This is a genomic window from Serratia sp. FS14, from assembly GCF_000695995.1.
GTDB lineage: Bacteria > Pseudomonadota > Gammaproteobacteria > Enterobacterales > Enterobacteriaceae > Serratia > Serratia nematodiphila.
Map to the genome: position 1 here is coordinate 829743 of NZ_CP005927.1, position 22515 is coordinate 852257.

The 22515-nt window shown below is 61.1% G+C and carries 16 protein-coding genes and 1 pseudogene; 8 read left to right on the top strand and 9 right to left on the bottom strand.

The genetic code is table 11. From position 1 onward, the window contains the following. Window positions 1-164 precede the first annotated feature (164 nt). Window positions 165-1562: a Si-specific NAD(P)(+) transhydrogenase gene (sthA, locus tag L085_RS03835; protein WP_004931047.1), complete on the top strand. Its 1398-nt coding sequence runs from the start codon at window positions 165-167 to the stop codon at window positions 1560-1562. On the opposite strand, the gene oxyR is transcribed toward sthA, so the two are convergent. Further along, window positions 1545-2462: a DNA-binding transcriptional regulator OxyR gene (gene oxyR / locus L085_RS03840; RefSeq protein ID WP_015379402.1), complete on the bottom strand. Its 918-nt coding sequence runs from the start codon at window positions 2460-2462 to the stop codon at window positions 1545-1547. The genes sthA and oxyR overlap by 18 nt on opposite strands. 151 nt (window positions 2463-2613) lie before the next feature. Between oxyR and L085_RS03845 the strand changes: the two genes are divergently transcribed. The 3 genes from L085_RS03845 to L085_RS03855 all read left to right on the top strand — a co-directional run bounded on the left by L085_RS03845 (window position 2614) and on the right by L085_RS03855 (window position 5375). After that, window positions 2614-3345 (top strand): glutathione peroxidase, encoded by a 732-nt coding sequence (locus tag L085_RS03845; protein WP_015379403.1) that lies wholly within the window; start codon window positions 2614-2616, stop codon window positions 3343-3345. Between the two features lie 72 nt (window positions 3346-3417). After that, window positions 3418-4866, top strand: a complete 1449-nt coding sequence (locus L085_RS03850) for a dihydrolipoyl dehydrogenase (RefSeq protein ID WP_044030093.1) — start codon at window positions 3418-3420, stop codon at window positions 4864-4866. Window positions 4867-5048: 182 nt separating this feature from the next. Beyond that, the gene (locus L085_RS03855) at window positions 5049-5375 is read left to right on the top strand and encodes a toxin-antitoxin system HicB family antitoxin (RefSeq protein WP_044030094.1); all 327 of its coding nucleotides are present in this window, start codon (window positions 5049-5051) and stop codon (window positions 5373-5375) included. A 36-nt stretch (window positions 5376-5411) separates the two neighbouring features. Here L085_RS03855 and argH read toward each other — a convergent pair whose 3' ends face one another. From argH to argC, 4 genes and pseudogenes are all read right to left on the bottom strand, one after another. Next, a complete protein-coding gene (gene argH / locus L085_RS03860; RefSeq protein WP_015379406.1) occupies window positions 5412-6785 on the bottom strand; it encodes an argininosuccinate lyase in 1374 nt (457 codons plus the stop codon). Between the two features lie 69 nt (window positions 6786-6854). Beyond that, window positions 6855-8077, bottom strand: a pseudogene (locus L085_RS03865) (argininosuccinate synthase). A gap of 25 nt (window positions 8078-8102) precedes the next feature. Further along, entirely contained in the window at window positions 8103-8876 is a 774-nt protein-coding gene (gene argB, locus L085_RS03870) for an acetylglutamate kinase (protein WP_044030096.1), read from the bottom strand. Between the two features lie 20 nt (window positions 8877-8896). Continuing rightward, on the bottom strand, window positions 8897-9901 hold the full coding sequence (gene argC, locus L085_RS03875; RefSeq protein WP_044030098.1) for an N-acetyl-gamma-glutamyl-phosphate reductase: 1005 nt from the start codon (window positions 9899-9901) through the stop codon (window positions 8897-8899). Window positions 9902-10117: 216 nt separating this feature from the next. Between argC and argE the strand changes: the two genes are divergently transcribed. Continuing rightward, window positions 10118-11263, top strand: coding sequence for an acetylornithine deacetylase (argE, locus tag L085_RS03880; RefSeq protein ID WP_044030100.1), 1146 nt, complete (start codon window positions 10118-10120; stop codon window positions 11261-11263). A gap of 257 nt (window positions 11264-11520) precedes the next feature. After that, a complete protein-coding gene (ppc, locus tag L085_RS03885; protein WP_015379411.1) occupies window positions 11521-14157 on the top strand; it encodes a phosphoenolpyruvate carboxylase in 2637 nt (878 codons plus the stop codon). Between the two features lie 104 nt (window positions 14158-14261). On the opposite strand, the gene metF is transcribed toward ppc, so the two are convergent. From metF to metB, 3 genes are all read right to left on the bottom strand, one after another. Beyond that, the gene (metF, locus tag L085_RS03890; protein WP_004931071.1) at window positions 14262-15158 is read right to left on the bottom strand and encodes a methylenetetrahydrofolate reductase; all 897 of its coding nucleotides are present in this window, start codon (window positions 15156-15158) and stop codon (window positions 14262-14264) included. Window positions 15159-15386: 228 nt separating this feature from the next. Further along, entirely contained in the window at window positions 15387-17822 is a 2436-nt protein-coding gene (locus L085_RS03895) for a bifunctional aspartate kinase/homoserine dehydrogenase II (protein ID WP_044030101.1), read from the bottom strand. A gap of 2 nt (window positions 17823-17824) precedes the next feature. Next, window positions 17825-18985: a cystathionine gamma-synthase gene (gene metB, locus L085_RS03900; protein ID WP_015379413.1), complete on the bottom strand. Its 1161-nt coding sequence runs from the start codon at window positions 18983-18985 to the stop codon at window positions 17825-17827. A gap of 304 nt (window positions 18986-19289) precedes the next feature. Between metB and metJ the strand changes: the two genes are divergently transcribed. After that, window positions 19290-19607, top strand: coding sequence for a met regulon transcriptional regulator MetJ (gene metJ, locus L085_RS03905; RefSeq protein WP_004931076.1), 318 nt, complete (start codon window positions 19290-19292; stop codon window positions 19605-19607). Between the two features lie 77 nt (window positions 19608-19684). On the opposite strand, the gene rpmE is transcribed toward metJ, so the two are convergent. After that, a complete protein-coding gene (rpmE, locus tag L085_RS24330) occupies window positions 19685-19900 on the bottom strand; it encodes a 50S ribosomal protein L31 (protein ID WP_004931078.1) in 216 nt (71 codons plus the stop codon). Window positions 19901-20100: 200 nt separating this feature from the next. On the opposite strand from rpmE, the gene priA reads away from it, so the two are divergent. Then, window positions 20101-22296 (top strand): primosomal protein N', encoded by a 2196-nt coding sequence (priA, locus tag L085_RS03910; RefSeq protein ID WP_044030102.1) that lies wholly within the window; start codon window positions 20101-20103, stop codon window positions 22294-22296. Window positions 22297-22515 lie beyond the last annotated feature (219 nt).

Genomic DNA, 22515 nt, shown 5'->3' on the forward strand with positions numbered 1-22515 from the left:
ATAGCAAATTTTATTGCAACAGCATTTATACTAACGCGCTCTATCACACTTCCGCCCTGAGCCGATTGTGCTTTGACTCAAAAAGCCTAATGGTGATTGGGTGAGCAGCGCTATGATGTTAAGATACCGTTGTAATCTTGTATAAAAAAACAGGTCTCTCCTACATGCAACAGCACTATCAATTTGATGCCATAGTGATTGGCTCGGGCCCTGGTGGTGAAGGTGCCGCCATGGGGCTGGTGAAACAGGGCGCCCGTGTGGCCGTTATCGAACGGTACAACAACGTAGGCGGCGGATGCACCCATTGGGGCACCATCCCTTCCAAAGCCCTCCGCCACGCCGTCAGCCGCATTATCGAATTCAACCAGAACCCGCTTTACAACAATTCGCGCACGCTTAGCGCGACCTTCCCTGACATTTTACGCCACGCCGATAACGTCATCAGCCAGCAGACCCGCATGCGCCAAGGGTTCTATGAGCGGAACCAGTGCAAGCTGTTCGCCGGCGACGCGCGCTTCATCGACGCCAACACCGTCAGCGTCAGCTACATGGACGGCACCCAGGACACCATCCGCGCCGACCACATCGTGATCGCCTGCGGCTCGCGCCCTTACCATCCGGCCAGCGTCGATTTCAATCACCCGCGCATCTACGACAGCGACTCCATTCTCGAGCTGAGCCATGAGCCGCGCCACGTGATCATTTACGGCGCCGGGGTGATCGGCTGCGAATATGCGTCTATCTTCCGCGGCCTGAACGTCAAGGTGGATCTGATCAACACCCGCGATCGGCTGCTGGCGTTCCTCGATCAGGAGATGTCGGATTCGCTCTCTTATCACTTCTGGAACAACGGCGTGGTGATCCGCCACAACGAAGAATTCGAGAAGATCGAAGGCACCGAAGACGGCGTGATCGTGCACCTGAAGTCCGGCAAGAAGGTGAAAGCGGACTGCCTGCTGTACGCCAACGGCCGTACCGGCAACACCGATTCGTTGGGGTTGGAGAACGTTGGTCTGGAGTCGGACAGCCGCGGGCTGCTGAAAGTGAACAGCATGTATCAAACCGCGCTGTCGCACATTTATGCGGTCGGTGACGTGATCGGCTATCCGAGCCTGGCTTCCGCCGCCTACGATCAGGGCCGCATCGCCGCGCAAGCGATCGCCTCCGGCGAAGCCAGCGGTCACTTAATCGAAGATATCCCGACCGGCATCTACACCATTCCGGAAATCAGCTCCGTCGGCAAAACCGAGCAGGAACTGACCGCGATGAAGGTGCCGTATGAAGTGGGCCGCGCCCAGTTCAAGCATCTGGCGCGCGCGCAGATAGCCGGGATGAACGTCGGCAGCCTGAAAATCCTGTTCCATCGTGACACCCTGCAGATCCTTGGGATCCACTGCTTCGGCGAGCGTGCGGCGGAGATCATCCACATCGGCCAGGCGATCATGGAACAGAAAGGTGAAGGCAATACTATCGAGTATTTCGTTAATACGACCTTCAACTATCCGACCATGGCCGAAGCCTACCGGGTGGCGGCGCTTAACGGCTTAAACCGCCTGTTTTAACGCGCTGTCGATGTAGCCCTGCATGTGCTCGCGGATCGCTTCGGCCAACTGCTCATAACGGCTGCGCAGTGGGGAACCGGGGCGATACACCAACGCGATGGTGCGCTTCGGTTCCGGCTTGTAGCAATCCAGATAGCACACGCCGTCGCGTTCGCGCTGCGGCGGCACCGCCAGTGACGGCAGCAGGGTAATGCCGCTGCCGGCAGCGACCATATTGCGCAACGTTTCCAGACTGGTGGCGCGGAAATGAGTATCTTCGTCCGCGCCCGCCTGGAAGCAGAAGCCCATCGCCTGATCGCGCAGGCAGTGGCCATCTTCCAGCATCAGCAGCTTCTCTCCCGCTAAATCCGGCATCGCCACGCGCTCGCGCTGCGCCCACGGGTGATCGGAATACACCGCCAGCTTCATCGGTTCATCGAACAGAGGCACTTCGATAAACGCCTCGGTTTCCTTCACCAACGCCAGAATGGCGCAGTCCAGTTTGCCGCTGTCGAGTTGCGCCAGCAGTTGGTGGGTTTGCGCTTCATGCAGGTACATTTCCAGTTTCGGGAAGGTTTTGTGCAGCGTCGGGATGATCTGCGGCAGCAGATAAGGCCCCACGGTCGGGATCAGGCCGATGTGCAGCGGCCCGGACATGGCTTCGCCCTGCTGGCTGGCCATCTCCTTCAACACTTTCACTTCGCGCAGCACGGTACGCGCCTGCTCCACCAGCAACAGACCCGCCTGGGTGAACAGCACCTTGCGGCTGGTGCGCTCGAGCAGCATGACGCCCAACTCGTCTTCCAGCTTGCGGATCTGCCCGCTCAGCGTGGGCTGGCTCACATGGCATGAATCGGCCGCACGGCGGAAGTGCCGGTGCTCAGCCAAGGCGACCAGATACTCTAAATCACGAATATTCATTGTTTCCCTCCATTCCATGATAGCTCATGGCGATAGATAAGATAGCAATGAGCGATTAGATCTATCAAGCCCCAGCGACAATAATGTGTCCCAACGAAGCGATATCGCGCTAAATGCTAAAAATTACTTTTCCTAATTAAGGGGTTAATCAATGTTTACCAGTCAAGAAGGCAAGAAAGTTCCTCAGGTTACTTTCCACACCCGTCAGGGCGACCAATGGATTGATGTGACCACTGATGACCTGTTCAAAAACAAAACCGTCATTGTTTTCTCGCTGCCGGGCGCGTTCACGCCGACCTGTTCTTCGAGCCACCTGCCGCGCTACAACGAACTGTCCAGCGTATTCAAGCAGCACGGCGTCGACAGCATTCTTTGCGTCTCGGTGAACGACACCTTCGTCATGAACGCCTGGAAAGCCGATCAGCATGCGGAAAACATCACCTTCGTGCCGGACGGCAACGGTGAATTCACCAAAGGCATGAACATGCTGGTCGAGAAAGCGGATCTGGGCTTTGGCCCTCGCTCATGGCGCTACTCGATGCTGGTACGCAACGGCGTGGTCGAGAAAATGTTTGTCGAGCCGAACAAGCCGGGCGATCCGTTTGAAGTGTCCGACGCCGATACTATGCTGAAATACCTGGCGCCGGAATTCAAAGTGCAGGAATCGGTCTCCCTGTTCACCAAACCGGGCTGCCCATTCTGCGCCAAAGCCAAGCAGATGCTGCAAGAGCGCGGCATTCAGTATGAAGAGATCGTGCTGGGCAAAGACGCCACCACCGTCAGCCTGCGCGCCGTCAGCGGCCGCGCCACGGTGCCGCAGGTATTCATCGGCGGCCGTCACATCGGCGGCAGCGACGATCTGGAAACATTCCTGTCAGCTTAATAAGTAATAACAAAGCCAACGTGAACTTTGGCGGGCTACGGCCCGCCCTTTTTTTACCTTTCAGGAGCGGATATGAAACTGTTGAACGTTGATGTCGCGGTCATCGGCGGCGGCACCGCAGGGCTCGGCGCCTATCGCGCGGCCAAACTGTCTACCCCCAGCGTGGTGATGATCGAAGGTGGGCCTTATGGCACCACCTGTGCGCGCGTTGGCTGCATGCCATCCAAATTATTGATCGCCGCCGCCGAAGCGGTGCATCAAATCGAACGTGCGCCGGGCTTTGGCGTGCACCCAACCGGCAAAACGCGTATCGACGGACGCGAGGTGATGGCGCGCGTCAAACGCGAACGCGATCGTTTCGTCGGCTTCGTGCTGGAAGGCGTGGACGAGATCCCGGCCGCCGACAAAATTCAGGGCTATGCCCGCTTTATCGACGACAACACGCTGCAGGTCGATGACCATACGCGCATCGTGGCGCAGCGCATCGTGATCGCCACCGGCTCTCGCCCCAGCTGGCCGGCGCCGTGGAATGAACTGGGCGATCGCCTGATCGTCAACGACGATCTGTTCAACTGGGATGGCTTGCCGCAGTCCGTGGCGGTATTCGGCCCCGGCGTGATCGGGCTGGAGCTGGGGCAAGCGCTGCACCGCCTCGGCGTCGACACCAAAGTCTTCGGCATCGGCGGCGCCGTCGGGCCGCTCACCGACAGCGCCGTGCGCGATTACGCTGCGAAGGCGCTGGGGGAAGAGTTCTACCTCGACGCCGACGTGAAAGTGGAGATGATGCAGCGCGAAGGCGACCGCGTATTTATCCGCTATCAGGATCTGCAGGGCCAGTCGCAGGAGATCCTGGTGGACTACGTGCTGGCCGCCACCGGCCGCCGCCCCAACGTCGATCGGCTTGGCCTCGAAAATACCGGCCTGCAGCTCGACGCTCGAGGCGTGCCGCTGGCCGACCGCCTGACGATGCAAACCAGCGTGCCGCATATCTTTATCGCCGGCGACGCCAGCAACCAGCTGCCGCTGTTGCATGAGGCCAGCGATCAGGCGCGCATCGCCGGCGCCAATGCCGGCAGCTTCCCGGAGATCAATCCGGGTCTGCGCCGCAGCGCGATTTCGGTGGTGTTCTCCGATCCGCAGATCGCCATGGTCGGCTCGACCTTCCGCGAGCTGAGCGAGAAGTTCAGCGCCTGCGGATGTTTTGAAGTGGGCAAGGTCTCGTTTGAGAATCAGGGCCGCTCTCGGGTGATGCTGCGCAACAAGGGCGTTCTGCACGTTTACGGCGAACAGGGCACCGGCCGTTTCCTCGGTGCGGAAATGATCGGCCCGGACGCCGAACACATTGCGCATCTGTTGGCCTGGGCGCACCAGCAGCAGATGACCGTCGATCAGATGCTGGACATGCCGTTCTATCATCCGGTGATCGAAGAAGGCTTGCGCACCGCGCTGCGCGACCTGCAGGCGAAGCTCAAACTCGGCGCGGCCGAAATCGAGCGCTGCCAGCGCTGCCCGGGCGAATAACCTCCCATTCTCCGTTCATACCCACCGGGCCTTCAGGCCCGGTTTTTTTGCGCAGCACTTTCCACATTTGCCTCCCTCCTCTTGCCTCACGGCCCTCCTGCACGCATTTTTTATGCTTTGGCATTGAAGTGATATCAATAATGATACTAAAATGGAGAGCAGAACCAGAATGTAGGAAGAGCATGGAAAAGCATGAACACTATACCTATCGCATCACCTGGTCAGCGGAAGATCGTGAATATGTCGGGCTGTGCGCCGAATTCCCCTCGCTGTCCTGGCTGGCCGCCACGCGTACTGGCGCACTGGAGGGCATCGAAAGAGTGGTGAGCGAAACGATCGCCGATATGCTGGCGCAAGGCGAAACGCCGCCGCAGGCGCTGGCGGAAAAGAGCTTCAGCGGAAAACTGGTGTTGCGCATGACGCCGGAACAGCATCGCCGGCTGGCGATTGGCGCGATGGAGGAAGGCGTGAGCCTGAACCGTTATCTGTGCGCCCGCCTGGCGGGGTAGAGGTTCAAGGGCGGCGCCAGGCCGCCCTTGTCGTCGTCAAGCCAAACGCTGTTTCGCTGCGGCGATTGCCGCGGCGACCTGCTGCGGCGCGACGCCGCCTTTGGCCGCACGTTTGTCCAGGCAGGATTGCAACGCCAGGATCGGGTAGACATCGTCAGCGATCGTCGCGCTGAACTGCTGCAAATCCGCCAGCGGCAGCGCTTCCAGCGGTTTGCCCTGGCGAATCGCTTCTACCACTGCCTCACCGACGATATGGTGCGCTTCGCGGAATGGCACGCCCTTGGCGACCAGGTAATCCGCCAGCTCGGTGGCGTTGGCATAGCCCTGCTCCGCCGCTTCCTGGCAGCGCGGGCGCTTCACCTGAATGCCGTCCAGCACCAGCGCCGCCATCTGCAGGCAGTCCATCCAGGTGTCGAGCGCGTCGAACAACCCTTCTTTGTCTTCCTGCATGTCTTTGTTGTACGCCAGCGGCAGGCCTTTCAGCGTCATCATCATGCCGGTCAGCGCGCCCTGTACGCGGCCGCACTTGCCGCGGATCAGCTCCAGCGCGTCCGGGTTTTTCTTCTGCGGCATCAACGAAGAGCCGGAGGTCACGCGATCGGACAGCTCGACAAACGCCGCCTCGCCGCTGTTGAAGAAGATCAGATCTTCGGCGAAGCGCGACAGGTGCACCATGCTGATGGCGGCGTTGGACAGCAGTTCCAACACGTGGTCGCGATCGGATACGCTGTCCAGGCTGTTGCGGGTCGCCGAGGCGAAGCCCAGCCAGCCGGCCAGCTGCTCGCGATCGATAGGATACGCGGTGCCGGCCAGCGCGCCGCTGCCCAGCGGGCTGACGTCCAGCCGTTTCAGGGTGTCCTGCAGACGGCTTTCATCGCGCGCCAGCATCTCGACATAGGCCAGGCACCAGTGCGCGAAAGTCACCGGCTGCGCACGTTGCAGGTGGGTATACCCCGGCATCACCGCATCCTGGTTGGCTTCGGCGGTCTCCACCAGCGCCTGCTGCAGCTGGACGATCGCCTGATGCAGATCGCCGATCTGCTGTTTGCACCACAGCTTCAGATCGGTCGCAACCTGATCGTTGCGGCTGCGGCCGGTGTGCAGCTTCTTGCCCAAATCGCCGACCTTCTCGATCAGCTTCTGCTCCACCCAGCTGTGGATGTCTTCGGCATCGCTTTGGACGATCGCCAAAGGATCGGCCTGGACTTCCGTCAGCAAGGCATTCAGCGCCTGCTCCAGCTGCTGTTGCTCCGTTGCCGTCAACACGTTAACGGTCACCAGCGCCTTCGACCAGGCCACCGAGCCCACGATATCTTGCTCCGCCAGGCGATAATCGAACCGCAGCGAATCGTTGAGTTGTTTGAACCGCTGATCCGCCGCCTGAGTGAACCGTCCGCCCCAAAGTGCCATACCTTTACTCCTGAATTTTTATGCGAAAGGGCGCAGCATGCTGCGCCCTTGCAGAGTCACGCCAATCGGTTATTTATTCTTTTTCTCGTTCAACGCGCGAATGCGTGAAGACAGAGAGAACAGGCGGATAAAGCCGCCCGCGTGGCTGTGATCGTAAACTTCGTCTTCGCCGAAGGTGGCGAACTCTTCGGAGTACAGGCTGTTGGCGGATTTTTTCTGGATCGCCGTCACCTGGCCTTTGTACAGCTGCAGCACCACTTCACCGTTCACCTCTTCAGCCAATGCTTCGGCAGAGGCCTGCAGCGAGCGGCGCAGCGGCGCGAACCAACGGCCGTCGTACACCACATAGGACATCTCCAGGCCCAGCTGCTCGCGCCATTTGAAGCTGTCGCGGTCCAGCACCAGCTGCTCGACGGCGCGCAGCGCCGCCACCATGATGGTGCCCCCCCGGGGGTCTCATAGCAGCCGCGGGATTTGATGCCCACCAGACGGTTTTCCACGATGTCGATACGGCCGACGCCGTGCTTGGCGCCCAGCGCGTTCAGGGTTTCCAGGCACTGGTACGGCGACAGCGCTTTACCGTTAACCGCCACAACGCGGCCTTTCTCAACGGTGACGGTCACCTGCTCAGGCTGATCCGGCGCTTCCTGCGGATCGACGGTCCATACCCAGCAATCCTTGTTCGGCGCATTCCACGGGCTTTCCAGCACGCCGCCTTCGGTGGAGATGTGCCAGGCGTTCTCATCGCGGCTGTAGATCTTCTCCAGCGACGCGGTAGTCGGGATGTTGCGCTCTTTCAGGTAATCCAGCAGCGCTTCACGGGAACGCAGGTTCCACTCACGCCAAGGCGCCACCACTTTCAGCTGCGGCGCCAGCGCGGTGTAGGTGGTTTCGAAACGCACCTGATCGTTGCCTTTGCCGGTCGCGCCGTGGCACAGCGCGTCCGCGCCCACTTTCAACGCCAGCTCGACCTGCGCCTTGGCGATGATCGGCCGCGCCATTGAGGTGCCCAGCAGGTAGCTGCCCTCGTACAGGGCGCCGGTCTGCAGCACCGGATAAACGTAATCGCGGATAAATTCTTCACGCAGATCGACCACGTGACATTCAGAGGCACCGGACTGCAGGGCTTTTTGCTCCACGCCTTCCAGATCGCTGCGCTCCTGGCCGATGTCCGCCACGAACGCCACCACTTCACAGCCGCCGTAGTTCTCTTTCAGCCATGGAATGATGGCCGAGGTATCCAGGCCGCCGGAGTACGCCAGAACGATTTTTTTGATGCCTTGGTTTTGCATGATCTATTCCTTTCTAATTCTAAAATTAAGCGAGGATCCGGGTGCCAATCGACACGCCGTTAAACAAAGCAGGAAGCTGATCGGCATGGCGCCAGCTGGCGATATCCACCGGGCGGCCGAGGGTGCGGGCGGCGTCGAGCGCCGCATTCACCTTCACCACCATACCATCGGTGATGATGCCTTGCGCGATCAGTTGTTCCGCTTTTTGCGCCGTCATTTCCGCAATGCGTTGGCCCTTGCCGTCGAGGATGCCGCTGACGTCCGACAGCAGGATCAGATCCGCCCCCAGCGTCGCCGCCAGCGCCGTCGCCGCCTGATCGGCGTTCACGTTCATTAACTGCCCTTCGGCGGTGATGCCGATGGAGCTGATAACCGGCAGGTAGCCGGCACCCAGCAGGGTATTGAGCAGCGCGGGCGAACCGGGCTGCGCGTTGCCGACGTGGCCCAATGCCGGATCGAGCTGGGTCACGACTGCGCTGCCGCCGTCCGCCAGGCTCAGGCCAACGGCGTTGATTTGGTGTTTAATCGCCCACGCCAGCAGCGTTTTGTTGGCGGTGCCGGCCAGCGCGCCGGTGATGATGTCGATCTGATCGGCCGGCGTGACGCGCAGGCCGTTCTTTTTCACCACCGGTAAAGCGAGCTGCTTCATCAGCTCGTCCACCACGCAGCCGCCGCCGTGCACGATCACCAGCGGACGCTGATGCTGCTGCCGGTAGCGGTCCAACGCGGTAAACAGACGCTCCAGCGCTTCTTCACTGTCTAATAACACGCCACCTAACTTGATAATTAACGGGTTCATTGCTGTTTACTCACGCTGGTTTAAAGGAGTGATTGGGTTTCCGGGAAGCCGAAACGGATATTCAGGCATTGCACCGCCTGCGCCGCCGCGCCTTTCAGCAGGTTATCTTCCGCCGCCACGGCGATCAGATGCTCGCCCTGCACCGCAAAACCGATGTCGCAGAACGGCAGCCCCACCACCGCTTTCAGCGCCGGCACGCCCTGGTCGTACAGCCGCACCAGCGGCTTGTCGTCATAGGCGGCATGATAGGCGGCCGCGACGTCCTGCGTGGTCACCCCGGCTTTCAGACGGCAGGTGATGGTTTCAAGGATGCCGCGCGGGAAATTGCCCAGGTGCGGCGTAAAGATGACCGGCACGCCAAGGTGCGCGGCGATCTCCGGCTGGTGCCGGTGAGTGAAAATACCGTACGGCTGCAGGCTCACTTCGCAGAAACTGGTGGTCATGCTGGCCTTGCGCCCGGCGCCGCTGACGCCGCTGGTAGCGTTGATCACCGGCCACTGATCCAGATTCAGCAGCTGTTTTTCGATCAACGGTTTCAGCGCCAGCTGCGCCGCCGTCGGGTAGCAGCCCGGCACGGCGATCAGCTGCGCCTGTTTGATCTTGTCACTCTGCCACTCCGCCAGGCCGTACACCGCCTGCTCCAGCAGGGCGCCATGCCGATGCTCGAAACCGTAGTACTGGGTATAAAAACCGGCGTCCTGCACGCGAAAGGCGCCGGACAGATCGAACACCACGCAGCCCGCCGCCAGGAAGGCCGGTGCGATATCGTGGCTGACCTCATGGGCGGTGGCGAGGAACACCACGTCGATGCCCTGCGCCGCCTTGGCAACGTCGGTCAACGGTTGCAGCGGCAGATCGACGATGCCTTTCAACTGGGGATGGAGATCGGAAAGCAACTTTCCTGCATCTGCACTTTGCGCTGAAACCGCTAAAGCGGTTATGTTCATGTGTGGGTGGCGATTCAGGTAAGCCGTGAGCTCCGCTCCGGCGTAACCACTGGCACCAACGATCAGCGTATTCAACATGTGGCCTTTCACCTTCTAAACTGACGTGCGGTCGCTTGCGACCCAGGTAACAGGGCTAGCCAGCGTTGTTGCGCCGTTCACCCACGGAGCCAGGCGTTGATGCTTTTATAAACATCCGGGCATCGGGTTCCCTTACGCTTCGGCTTACTGTATTTTTATTCAAAATAAATGCATGAATATTGATACTATCCTAACCAAAGGCTGTCAACAGTGAAGATGAAATTACCTCCATTTATTGAGCTGTACCGGGCGTTGATCGCCACTCCGTCAATCAGCGCCACCGATGCCGGCCTCGATCAGAGCAATGAGGCGTTAATCAACTTGTTGGCCGGATGGTTTGCCGACCTGGGCTTTCGCGTCGACGTACAGCCGGTGCCGGAGTCGCGCCACAAATTCAACCTGCTGGCCAGCATCGGCGAAGGCAGCGGCGGCCTGCTGCTGGCCGGCCACACCGATACGGTGCCTTACGACGAAGGCCGCTGGACGCGCGATCCCTTCACCCTGACCGAGCACGACAACAAGCTCTACGGGCTGGGCACCGCCGACATGAAAGGCTTCTTCGCCTTTATTCTGGATGCGGTGCGCGATATCGACGCGAGCAAGCTGACCAAGCCGCTGTACATTTTAGCCACCGCAGATGAAGAAACGACGATGGCCGGCGCGCGTTATTTCGCCGCCTCCACCGCCATTCGGCCGGATTTCGCCATCATCGGCGAGCCGACCTCGCTGCAGCCGGTGCGCGCGCACAAGGGCCACATGGCCAACGCCATTCGCATCGTCGGCCAGTCCGGCCACTCCAGCGATCCGGCGCGCGGCGTCAACGCCATCGATCTGATGCACGAGTCCATCGGCCGCCTGATGGAGCTGCGCAAGACCCTGCAGGAGCGCTACAACAACCCGGCGTTCGCCGTGCCTTATCCCACCATGAACTTCGGCCATATCAGCGGCGGTGACGCGGCCAACCGCATCTGCGCCTGCTGCGAACTGCACCTGGATATCCGCCCGCTGCCCGGCATGACGCTCGACAACATCAACGAACTGATGCATCAGGCGCTGGAGCCGGTAAGCCAACGCTGGCCGGGCCGCCTGACCATCGAAGAGCTGCACGCGTCGGTGCCGGGCTACGAGTGCCCGACCGACCACCACATGGTGGCGGTGATCGAGGAGCTGCTGGGCACCCGCACGCAGGTGGTCAACTACTGCACCGAAGCGCCGTTCGTGCAACAGGTATGCCCGACCCTGGTGCTCGGCCCCGGCTCCATCGATCAGGCCCACCAGCCGGACGAATACATCGACACCGCGTTTATCGAACCGACGCGCAAACTGTTGGGTCAGCTGGTCAATCACTTTTGCCGGCAATAAACCCGACATTTAACAGGGGAAATGCTTTATGCTTCCCCTAACTCAAAATAAGTAGAAAACGGCGAAATAAGCCGTGCTGATAACCGACGCGCCGTAATTAAATTTCAGAAAATGCGCCGATTTTGATGTTTTTTTGCTAAAAATAGTGTCAATTGACGATTGGACAGGAACGCGATGTGATCAGGCAAGCGGTCTGCGCCTGACGCGTGAAATTTATTTACAAGATAAAAATCATACAGAACTGGGTCAGGGGTTATATGAACGAACAATATTCGGCAATGCGCAGTAATGTCAGTATGCTCGGCAAATTGCTCGGCGATACCATCAAAGAAGCGCTGGGTGAGCATATTCTCGATCGCGTTGAGACCATCCGTAAGCTTTCCAAATCCTCACGCGCCGGCAACGAAGCGCATCGCCAGGAGCTGCTCTCCACCCTGCAGAACCTGTCCAACGACGAGCTGCTGCCGGTGGCGCGCGCCTTCAGCCAGTTCCTCAACCTGACCAACGTCGCCGAACAGTACCACAGCATTTCGCCCAACGGCGAGGCCGCCAGCAACCCGGAAGCGCTGGCTCAACTGTTCAGCCGTCTCAAAGACAAAAAGCTCAGCGACAAAGAGCTGCAGCACGCGGTATCGCAACTCTCCATCGAGCTGGTGCTGACGGCGCACCCGACGGAGATCACCCGTCGCACCCTGATCCACAAGCTGGTGGAGGTCAACACCTGCCTCAGCCAGCTCGATCACAACGATCTGGCCGACTACGAGCGCAACAAGATCATGCGCCGCCTGCGCCAGCTGGTGGCCCAGTCGTGGCACACCGATGAAATTCGCAAACACCGCCCTTCCCCGATCGACGAAGCCAAATGGGGCTTTGCGGTGGTGGAAAACAGCCTGTGGGAAGGCGTGCCGGCGTTCCTGCGCGAATTCAACGAACAGCTGGAAAACTCCATCGATTACAGCCTGCCGGTGGAAGCGGTGCCGGTGCGCTTCACCTCCTGGATGGGCGGCGACCGCGACGGCAACCCGAACGTGACCGCCGAAATTACCCGCCATGTGCTGCTGCTCAGCCGCTGGAAAGCCTGCGACCTGTTCACCCGCGACATCCAGGTGCTGGTCTCTGAGCTGTCGATGACCGAATGTACCCCGGAGCTGCGCGCCCGCGCCGGCGGCGATGAGGTGCAGGAACCGTACCGCGAAATCATGAAGCAGCTGCGCAGCCAGCTGATGAGCTCCCAGGCCTATCTGGAAGGCCGCCTGAAGGGCGAACGCGTGCTGAAGCCGCACGACCTGCTGGTGAACAACGAGCAGCTGTGGGAGCCGCTGTATGCCTGCTACCAGTCGCTGCAGGCCTGCGGTATGGGCATCATCGCCAACGGCCAGTTGCTGGATACCCTGCGCCGCGTGCGCTGCTTCGGCGTGCCGCTGGTGCGCATCGACGTGCGCCAGGAAAGCACCCGCCATACCGAAGCCATCGCCGAGCTGACCCGCTATCTGGGGCTGGGCGACTATGAAAGCTGGTCGGAAGCCGATAAACAGGCGTTCCTGATCCGCGAACTGAACTCCAAACGCCCGCTGGTGCCGCTGAAGTGGCAACCGAGCGCCGACACGCAGGAAGTGCTGGAAACCTGCCGGGTGATCGCCGAAGCGCCGCAGGGCTCGATCGCCGCCTACGTGATTTCGATGGCGCGCACGCCTTCCGACGTGCTGGCGGTGCACCTGCTGCTGAAAGAGGCCGGCTGCCCGTTCGCTCTGCCGGTCGCCCCGCTGTTCGAAACCCTCGACGACCTGAACAACGCCGACGACGTAATGACCCAGTTGCTGAATATCGACTGGTATCGCGGCTTCATCCAGGGCAAACAGATGGTGATGATCGGCTATTCCGACTCGGCGAAAGACGCCGGCGTGATGGCCGCTTCCTGGGCGCAGTACCGCGCGCAGGACGCGCTGATCAAAACCTGTGAAAAGGCCGGCGTGGCGCTGACGCTGTTCCACGGCCGCGGCGGCTCCATCGGCCGCGGCGGCGCACCGGCGCATGCGGCGCTGCTGTCGCAGCCGCCGGGCAGCCTGAAGGGCGGCCTGCGCGTCACCGAACAGGGTGAGATGATCCGCTTCAAGTTCGGCCTGCCGGAAGTCACCATAAGCAGCCTGGCGCTGTATGCCGGCGCGATCCTCGAGGCCAACCTGCTGCCGCCGCCGGAACCGAAGAAAGAATGGCGGGCGTTGATGGACGACCTGTCCGACACCTCCTGCCGGATGTACCGCGGCTACGTGCGTGAAAACCCGGACTTCGTGCCTTACTTCCGCGCGGCCACGCCGGAGCTGGAGCTGGGCAAACTGCCGCTGGGCTCGCGCCCGGCCAAGCGCAAGCCGAACGGCGGCGTAGAGAGCCTGCGCGCCATTCCGTGGATCTTCGCCTGGACGCAGAACCGCCTGATGCTGCCGGCCTGGCTCGGCGCCGGCGCCGGATTGCAGGAAGCGGTGAAGGCCGGCAAACAGGCGGAGCTGGAGGCGATGTGTCGCGATTGGCCGTTCTTCTCCACCCGCATCGCCATGCTGGAAATGGTGTTCGCCAAAGCCGACCTGTGGCTGGCGGAATACTACGATCAGCGCCTGGTGGATAAATCGCTGTGGCCGCTGGGCCAACAGCTGCGCGATCAGCTGGAAAGCGACATCAAGGTAGTGCTGACCATCGCCAACGATGCGCACCTGATGGAAGACCTGCCGTGGATCGCCGAATCCATCGCGCTGCGCAACGTCTATACCGACCCGCTGAACGTCTTGCAGGCCGAGCTGCTGCACCGTTCGCGTCAGCAGGAGCAGCCGGACGCCCGCGTGGAGCAGGCGCTGATGGTCACCATCGCCGGCGTCGCCGCCGGGATGCGCAACACCGGCTAGTGAGCCTCATCGCGGCCCCGTTTATCGGGGCCGTTTTTTATGCCTTCCCCCACAAAAAAAGGGCGCCGCGGTAAAGCGACGCCCTTTTCAATGGAGCAAGCCCGTCAGGCGGCGGCCACCGGGCGCACGCCCAGCGTGTGGCAGATGGCGTAGCTCATCTCGGCGCGGTTCAGGGTATAGAAGTGGAAATCTTTCACCCCTTCGCGGCTGAGGATCTTCACCATGTCCATGGCGATGTTGGCGCCGACCATTTTGCGGGTCTCCGCATCGTCGTCCAGCCCTTCGAACATGCTGGTCATCCAGCTCGGCACCCGCACGTTGGTCATGGTGGCGAAGCGCTGCAGCTGCTTGAAGTTGGACACCGGCAAAATGCCCGGCACGATTTCCACGTCGATACCGGCGGCGACGCAGCGGTCGCGAAAGCGCAGGTAGCTCTCAACGTCGAAGAAGAACTGGGTAATCGCGCGACTGGCGCCGGCATCGATCTTGCGTTTCAGGTTAATCAAATCGGCCTGGGCGCTCTTCGCCTCCGGGTGCACTTCCGGGTAAGCGGCGACGGAAATATCGAAGTCGCCCACGTCTTTCAGCAGCGCCACCAGATCGGTCGCGTACATGTCCGGCTTGCCGCCGCCCGGCGGCAGATCGCCACGCAGCGCCACGATATGGCGGATGCCGCTGTTCCAGTAATCGGTCGCGATGTCGCGCAACTGCGCCGGGCTGGCGTCGATGCAGGTCAGGTGCGGTGCCGCCTCCAGGCCGGTGCGTTCCTTGATCCCTTTGATGATGCTGTGGGTGCGATCGCGCTCGCCGGAGTTGGCGCCGTAGGTGACGGAAACGAATTTAGGCTTGAGGATGCTCAGACGATCGATCGACTGCCACAGGGTCTCTTCCATCTCGCTGGTGCGTGGCGGGAAGAACTCGAATGATACGTTAATCTGGCCGTTCAACTCCGCCAGACTCTGATTCAGCGCTTCCCGCTGGTTTGCGTGGAAAAAACTCATACCCTGCTCACCTCTTATCGATCACTGTTTTTATTTCATCTTGATGAGCGTCTATACGTTTAGACGTCTAGATAGAAAATGCCGCATGTTGGCTAAAGAGTCAACAGGAAAATGAGGGGAATAAGATGATTAATCCTCACCCGCTCAACGAGGGAATTTCATGATCGCGACAAGGATAAGTATGGCAGGAAAAGCAAAAGGGCGCGGTGAACCCGCGCCCGCAGAGGATTAAAGCAGCTGCGCCAATCGGTTAAGGTCTGACTGGATCGCGCCGGCGGTGACGTCGCGGCCGGCGCCCGGCCCGCGGATCACCAGCGGATTATCGCGATACCAGCGGCTTTCGATGGCGAACACGTTGTCGCACGGCAGCAGCGAGGCCAGAGGATGCTCAGGGCGCACCGCCTCCACGCCGACCCGCGCCTTGCCGTTGGCGTCGAAACGCGCCACGTGGCGCAACACCAGGCCCATTTCGCTGGCGGCCTCAAAGCGCTGCTGCATCTGCTGGTTCAGCGCCTCACCGTTCTCGAAGAACTGATCGACGGAGCCCAGCTCGCAGCCCGCCGGCACCAGCGACTCGACCCGCACCTGATTCGGCTCGATGTCGTAACCCGCTTCGCGCGCCAGGATCACCAGCTTGCGCATCACGTCCTGGCCGGAGAGATCGACCCGCGGATCCGGTTCGGTCAGCCCCTGCTGCCAGGCCTGATCCACCAGCTCGGTAAACGGCACCGTGCCGTCATACTGCAGGAACAGCCAGGAGAGCGTGCCGGAGAAGATGCCGCTGATCGCCAAAATGCTGTCGCCGCTGTCGCGCAGATCGCGCACCGTGTGGTTGACCGGCAGGCCGGCGCCGACGGTGGCGTTGTACAGCCAGTGGCGGCCGGTTTTGGCGAAGGCGTCGCGAATTTGGCGATAGCTGTCGCTGCACGAGGCCCCCGCCAACTTGTTGGCGCTGATCACGTGGAAACCGTAGCTGGCGAAGTCCAGATACTGCCCGGCCAGCTCTTCGCTGGCGGTCACGTCGAGCACCACCAGATCGTCGAACGGGTGCGCGCGCATCCACAGGAACAGCGATTCTTCATCCAGCTCCTGCGCCTCATCCTCAAAGAATGCCAGCGCGCGGCTGGCGTCCAGCCCGTCATAGTTCAGCAGGCTGCGGCGGCTGTCCACCACCCCCGCCAGGATAAATTCGAAGCCGCTGCGCGCGGAGATATTGGTCTGCTCACGGGCGAACAGCTCCAGCCAGCGCGAGCCGATATTGCCCTTGCCGAACAGCACCAGACCGATGCGCTTCTCGGCGCGGAACAGGCTTTGGTGCAGCCCCTGGATCAGCAGCGCGGTCGGCCCCTGGCGCAATACCGCCACCAGGCTGATGCCATCTTCCGCCTGCCAGATAAACTCGACCGGCTGATCTTTCAACTGTTGATAGAAACGGTGGCTGTGCAGCGGGTTCTTGCACACCCCGGCGCCGACCATCGCCACCAGCGCCAACCCTTCGCGCAGGCGCAGCTCGCCTGGCAGCGCCGCGGCCTGCAGCGTCGCCAGCGCGCTGTTGACCACCTCGGAGGTGTAGCACAGCTGCACCAGGTTGCGGTCAGGGTGGATGCCCACCGCCAGCGGTTTGATCTGCGCGCGCTTGAGCACCAGATCCAACTCTTTCTGCGCCAGTTTGAAGTCATGCTGAGCGGCAACGTGCAGTTCAATCAGGCACACATCGTCGTGGCTGGTGACAATCTTGGCGCCGGTGCCGGACGCCAATACGCGCTCAATGCGCGTCGAGCCCTGCTCCGGCTGATAGCTGCAGCGCAGCTGAAGATCGATATCGCTGCCGGAGACCGGCTGCAGGGTGCGGGTGTGCAACACCGGCGCAGCCAGACGCGCCAGCTCGCTGGCTTCGTCCAGACGCAGCAGCGGCAGCAGGCAGGCATCTTTCACCTTGCGCGGATCGGCGCTGTAAACCCCGGCCACGTCGCTCCAGATGGTGACGCGCGCAGCGCCGGCCAGCGCGCCGACCTGAGTGGCGGAGTAGTCGCTGCCGTTACGCCCCAACAGCACGGTTTCCCCGGCGTCGTTGCGCGAAATGAACCCGGTCACCACCAGGCGTTTACCCGGGTGTTGGGCCATCAATTGTTGCAACAGCGGGTAAGAACGGCCTTCATCCACCTGCGGCTGCGCGGCGCGCTCGGCGCGCAGGAAGTCACGCGCATCCAGCCAGGCCGCCTGCATGTCCAGGTGGTTGAGCACCGCCGCCATCAGGCGCGCCGACCAAATCTCGCCGTGCCCGACCACTTCGGCGTAGCACACCTCGTCGACGTTGCCGTCCAGCAGCGCCGCCAGACGTTCCAGATCCTGAATGAACTCGGCGATCAGCGGCTCTGCGCTTTCCGGCGGCAACAGGCCGCTGATAAGATCGCTGTGATAACGACGCAACGTCTGCTGCACCTGGTGCGCAGACAGGCGATCGCTCTGGCTGAGCTTCAGCCAGTTGATCAACTGGTTGGTGGTACTGCCGGCGGCCGATACCACCATCATGTCGCCCGGCTGGCTGTATTCCGCCATAATCCCGGCCACACGCAGATAACACTTCACATCCGCCAGACTGCTGCCGCCAAACTTGTGCAGTTGACGCCCGCTCACCGGCCCTGCTACAGCAATTGCATTCATGCTTACCTCGTTGCCGCCGCCTGGAAAGCGCGTTCCAGATCGGCAATCAAATCTTCACTGTCTTCAATACCCACGGAAATGCGCAGCAGGCTCTCGGAGATGCCGGCCGCTGCCCGCGCCTCCGCCGCCATGCCGGCGTGAGTCATGGTCGCTGCATGCGAGATCAGGCTTTCTACGCCGCCCAACGATTCTGCCAGAGTAAACAGCTCAAGGGCAGAGAGAAAACGGCGCAGCACCGCTTCATCGCCGTCCAGTTCAAAACTCAGCATCGCGCCGAAACCGCGCTGCTGACGGCGGGCGATCTCATGCCCCGGATTCTCCGGCAGGGAGGGATGATACAGCTTTTTCACCAGCGGTTGCTGCTGTAAATAGTCAACAATCGCTTCAGCGTTTTGTTGCGCCGCCTTGATGCGCGGCGACAACGTGCGCATGCCGCGCAGCAACAGATAGCTGTCGAACGCGCCGCCGGTCACGCCAATGTTGTTCGCCCACCAGGCCAGCTCGACCGCCAGCTCGGGATCTTTGGCGATCACCGCGCCGGCCACCACGTCCGAATGCCCGTTCAGGTATTTGGTGCAAGAATGGACCACCAGATCGGCACCGAGTTCGATCGGCTGTTGCAGGGCCGGGCTGAGGAAGGTGTTGTCCACCACCGTCAACGCGCCCGCCGCATGCGCGGCAGCGCAGATCGCCGCGATGTCCACCACCCGCAGCAGCGGATTGCTGGGGCTTTCTATCAGCACCAACTTCGGCTTTTGCGCCAGCGCCTGCTGCAGGGCTTCTTCATTACCCTGATCGACGAACAGCACGCGATAGGCGCCGCGCTTGCTCAGGCTGTCGAACAGCCGATAGCTGCCGCCGTAGCAGTCGTGCGGCGCCACCAGCAGATCGCCGGGCTTCAACAACACGGTGGTCACCAGATGGATCGCCGACATCCCGCTGCCGGTCATCACCGCGCCGGCGCCGCCTTCCAGCTCCGCCAACGCGCGCTGCACTACGTCGCGCGTCGGGTTGCCGCGTCGCGAGTAGTCATGGGCTCGGGGTTGGTTGAAGTCGGTAAAGTTATAGGTGCTGGACAAATGAATCGGCGGGACAACGCAGCCGTACTGTTCGTCGTCGTTCAGGCCGCTGCGTACGGCAATCGTGGCTGGTTTACGCGTCATGGGCTCGCTCGGCTCTCGGTTCGGTGGATGAGGCCTAAAGAGTAATCGCAGGATTGATAGACGTCAATACATCTGGACATCTAAACTTCTTTGCGTATAGATTGAGCAATGACACAATACCCGCTAAAATTATGCCGATATGACATGACGATAAGATGTTAAGCGGCAATGCCTGGCCGAAGCGGGGCATTCAGTGACCCTGGTCGCGTAAAATTGACATTTATTTAGTGAGAACAGTGAAGATCGGGCATAATTGGCCGGTTTTTAGAATTTTGTAATTTTTCTGACAAAGTTAAGGTGTCCCATGGCTGAGTGGAACGGCGAGTATGTCAGCCCTTACGCTGAACACGGTAAAAAAAGCGAGCAAGTCAAAAAGATCACGGTATCCATTCCGCTGAAGGTCCTGAAGATCCTTACCGACGAACGGACCCGTCGCCAGGTGAACAACCTGCGCCACGCCACCAACAGCGAACTGCTGTGCGAAGCGTTTCTGCATGCCTTTACCGGCCAGCCGCTGCCGAACGATGAAGACCTGCGCAAAGAGCGCAGCGATGAAATCCCGGAAGCCGCAAAAGCGTTGATGCGCGAACTGGGTGTCGATCCCGATACCTGGGAATATTGAGAACCGCCCGGCGAACGCCGGCGGCAGAAAAGAAAAAAGGCGCCCAGGGCGCCTTTTTCATCGGTCGATAAGAAATCTTATTTCTTAGCGCCTGGTACGCTGAAACGCTTGTTGAAGCGGTCAACGCGGCCACCGGTAGCAACGTCACGCTGCTTGCCAGTGTAGAACGGGTGGCATGCGCCACAAACGTCCAGGTTCAGATCGTGGCCCACGGTGGAGCGGATCTTCATCACGTTACCGCAAGAGCAGTTAGCAGTAACTTCTTCGTATTTTGGGTGGATACCTTGTTTCATGGGAAACCTCAGTTAAGGCCGTGTCGCTATCCAGCCCTGTTTCGCCAGACACCACACGTGGTTGATAATAGAATTTTGGTATCGAATTATACCAAAGGCGGCAAATTATACAGCATTAGTCGGGGCGCGCAATCGGAACCGTACATTTGCCGATGCGCCGTGTAAACTGATGCCCACTTTTTTTCAATTTGGATGAGATCATGCCCGTCGTACACGTTGCTTTGCCGGTCCCCCTCGCCCGCACCTTCGACTATCTGCTGCCGCCCGGCATGCAGCCGGTGGCCGGCGCGCGCGTGGGCGTGCCCTGGGGCAGGCAGCATGCAATCGGCATCGTCACCGGCTGCAGCGACACCAGCGAACTGCCGCTGGACAAGCTCAAACCGATCGACAGCGTGATCGACACCGAGTCGCTGTTCTCTCCCAGCCTGTGGCGCATCCTGCGCTGGGCCAGCGATTACTATCACTATCCCATCGGTGAAGTGCTGTTCCATGCGCTGCCGATCCTGCTGCGCCAAGGCAAACCGGCCGAGGCCGCGCCGCTGTGGCAGTGGTTCGCCACCGAAGAGGGGCGCGCCACGCCGCCCGAAAGCCTGAAACGCGCGCCGAAACAGCAGCAGGCGCTGGCGGCGCTGTTGCAACGCCCGGTCTATCGCCATCAGGTCAGCCAGCTTGAGCTGACGGAAAGCGCTCTACAGGCGCTGCGCGCCAAAGGGCTGATCGACCTGCGTGCTCAGGTCGCGGCCACGCAGGACTGGCGCCCCAATTTCGCGGTGCTTGGCGAGCGGCTGCGGCTGAATACCGAACAGGCCACCGCCGTCGGGGCGATCAGAAGCGAGGATGAGCAGTTTGCCGCCTGGCTGCTGGCCGGGGTCACCGGCTCCGGCAAGACCGAGGTGTATCTCAGCGTGCTGGAGAACGTGTTGGCCAAAGGCCGGCAGGCGCTGGTGCTGGTGCCGGAAATCGGCCTGACGCCACAAACCATCGCCCGCTTTCGCGAGCGCTTCAACGCGCCGGTGGACGTGCTGCACTCCGGGCTGAACGACAGCGAACGGCTGGCGGTTTGGCTGCGCGCGCGCAGCGGCGAAGCCGCGATCGTCATCGGCACCCGCTCGGCGCTGTTCACGCCGTTCCGGCAACTGGGCGTTATCATCATCGACGAAGAGCACGACAGCTCTTATAAACAGCAGGAAGGCTGGCGCTACCATGCCCGCGATCTGGCGGTGTTTCGCGCCCGGGAAGAGGACATCCCGATGGTGATGGGCTCCGCCACGCCGGCACTGGAAACGCTGCACAACGTGCAGCTGGGCAAATATCGCCAGTTAAAGCTCACCCAGCGCGCGGGCAACGCCAAACCGGCGGCGCAGCATCTGATCGATCTGAAAGGTTTGCCGCTGAAGGTCGGCCTGTCGCAGCCGCTTTTGAAAAGCATGCAGCACCATTTAAAAGCCGGCAATCAGGTGATGCTGTTCCTCAACCGCCGCGGCTATGCCCCGGCGCTGTTGTGCCACGAATGCGGCTGGATCGCCGAGTGCCAGCGCTGCGATCACTATTACACCTTCCACCAGCATCAGCGCCAGCTGCGCTGCCACCACTGCGACAGCCAGCGGCCGGTGCCGCACCAATGCCCGCAGTGCGGCTCCACCCACCTGGTATCAGTCGGCGTCGGCACCGAGCAGCTGGAGCAGGAGCTGGCGCCGCTGTTCCCCGACACGCCGATCACCCGCATCGATCGCGACACCACCAGCCGTAAAGGGGCGCTGGAGCAGCACCTGGCGGATATTCATCGCGGCGAAGCGCGCATTCTGATCGGCACGCAGATGCTGGCCAAGGGCCACCATTTTCCCGACGTCACGCTGGTGGCGTTGCTGGACGTGGACGGCGCGTTGTTCTCCGCCGACTTCCGCTCCGCCGAGCGTTTCGCTCAGCTCTATACCCAGGTCTCCGGGCGCGCGGGCCGAGCGGGCAAACAGGGTGAAGTGCTGCTGCAAACCCACCACCCGGAGCACCCGTTATTGCAGGTGCTGCTGCAACAAGGTTACGACGCCTTCGCCAAACAGACGCTGGCGGAGCGCAGCAGCGTGTTTCTGCCGCCCTACACCAGCCACATCATCGTGCGCGCCGAAGATCACGATAACCAACAGGCCCCGCTGTTCCTGCAGCAGCTGCGCAACCTGCTGGAAGCCAGCCCGCTGAAGGACGATTCGCTGTGGGTGATGGGCCCGGTGCCGGCGCTGCAATCCAAACGCGGCGGCCGTTTCCGCTGGCAGCTGCTGCTGCAGCACCCGACGCGGCGCGTCCTGCAACAGCTGATGAAGAGCTCGCTGCCGCTGATCGGCACCCTGCCGCAAACGCGCAAAGTGAAATGGACGCTGGATGTCGATCCGATCGACAGCTGATCCCGGAAAAGTCCGATTTAGCTGCCGTCATGCAAACGTTTACCCTTTAAATTGCGAGCGAACGCTAAAAAACCTTCTCAGGTCACATTTTTTATGCAAATTAGGTAACAAAGGCGGGGCGTATTCTGTTTAGAATGTCTGCGAGGGCAAATTTTGTCGCCACATCGCAGCGCGACGGAGTGCTCGAACGCGAGTGGCGCCAATGACAACAATCCCGCC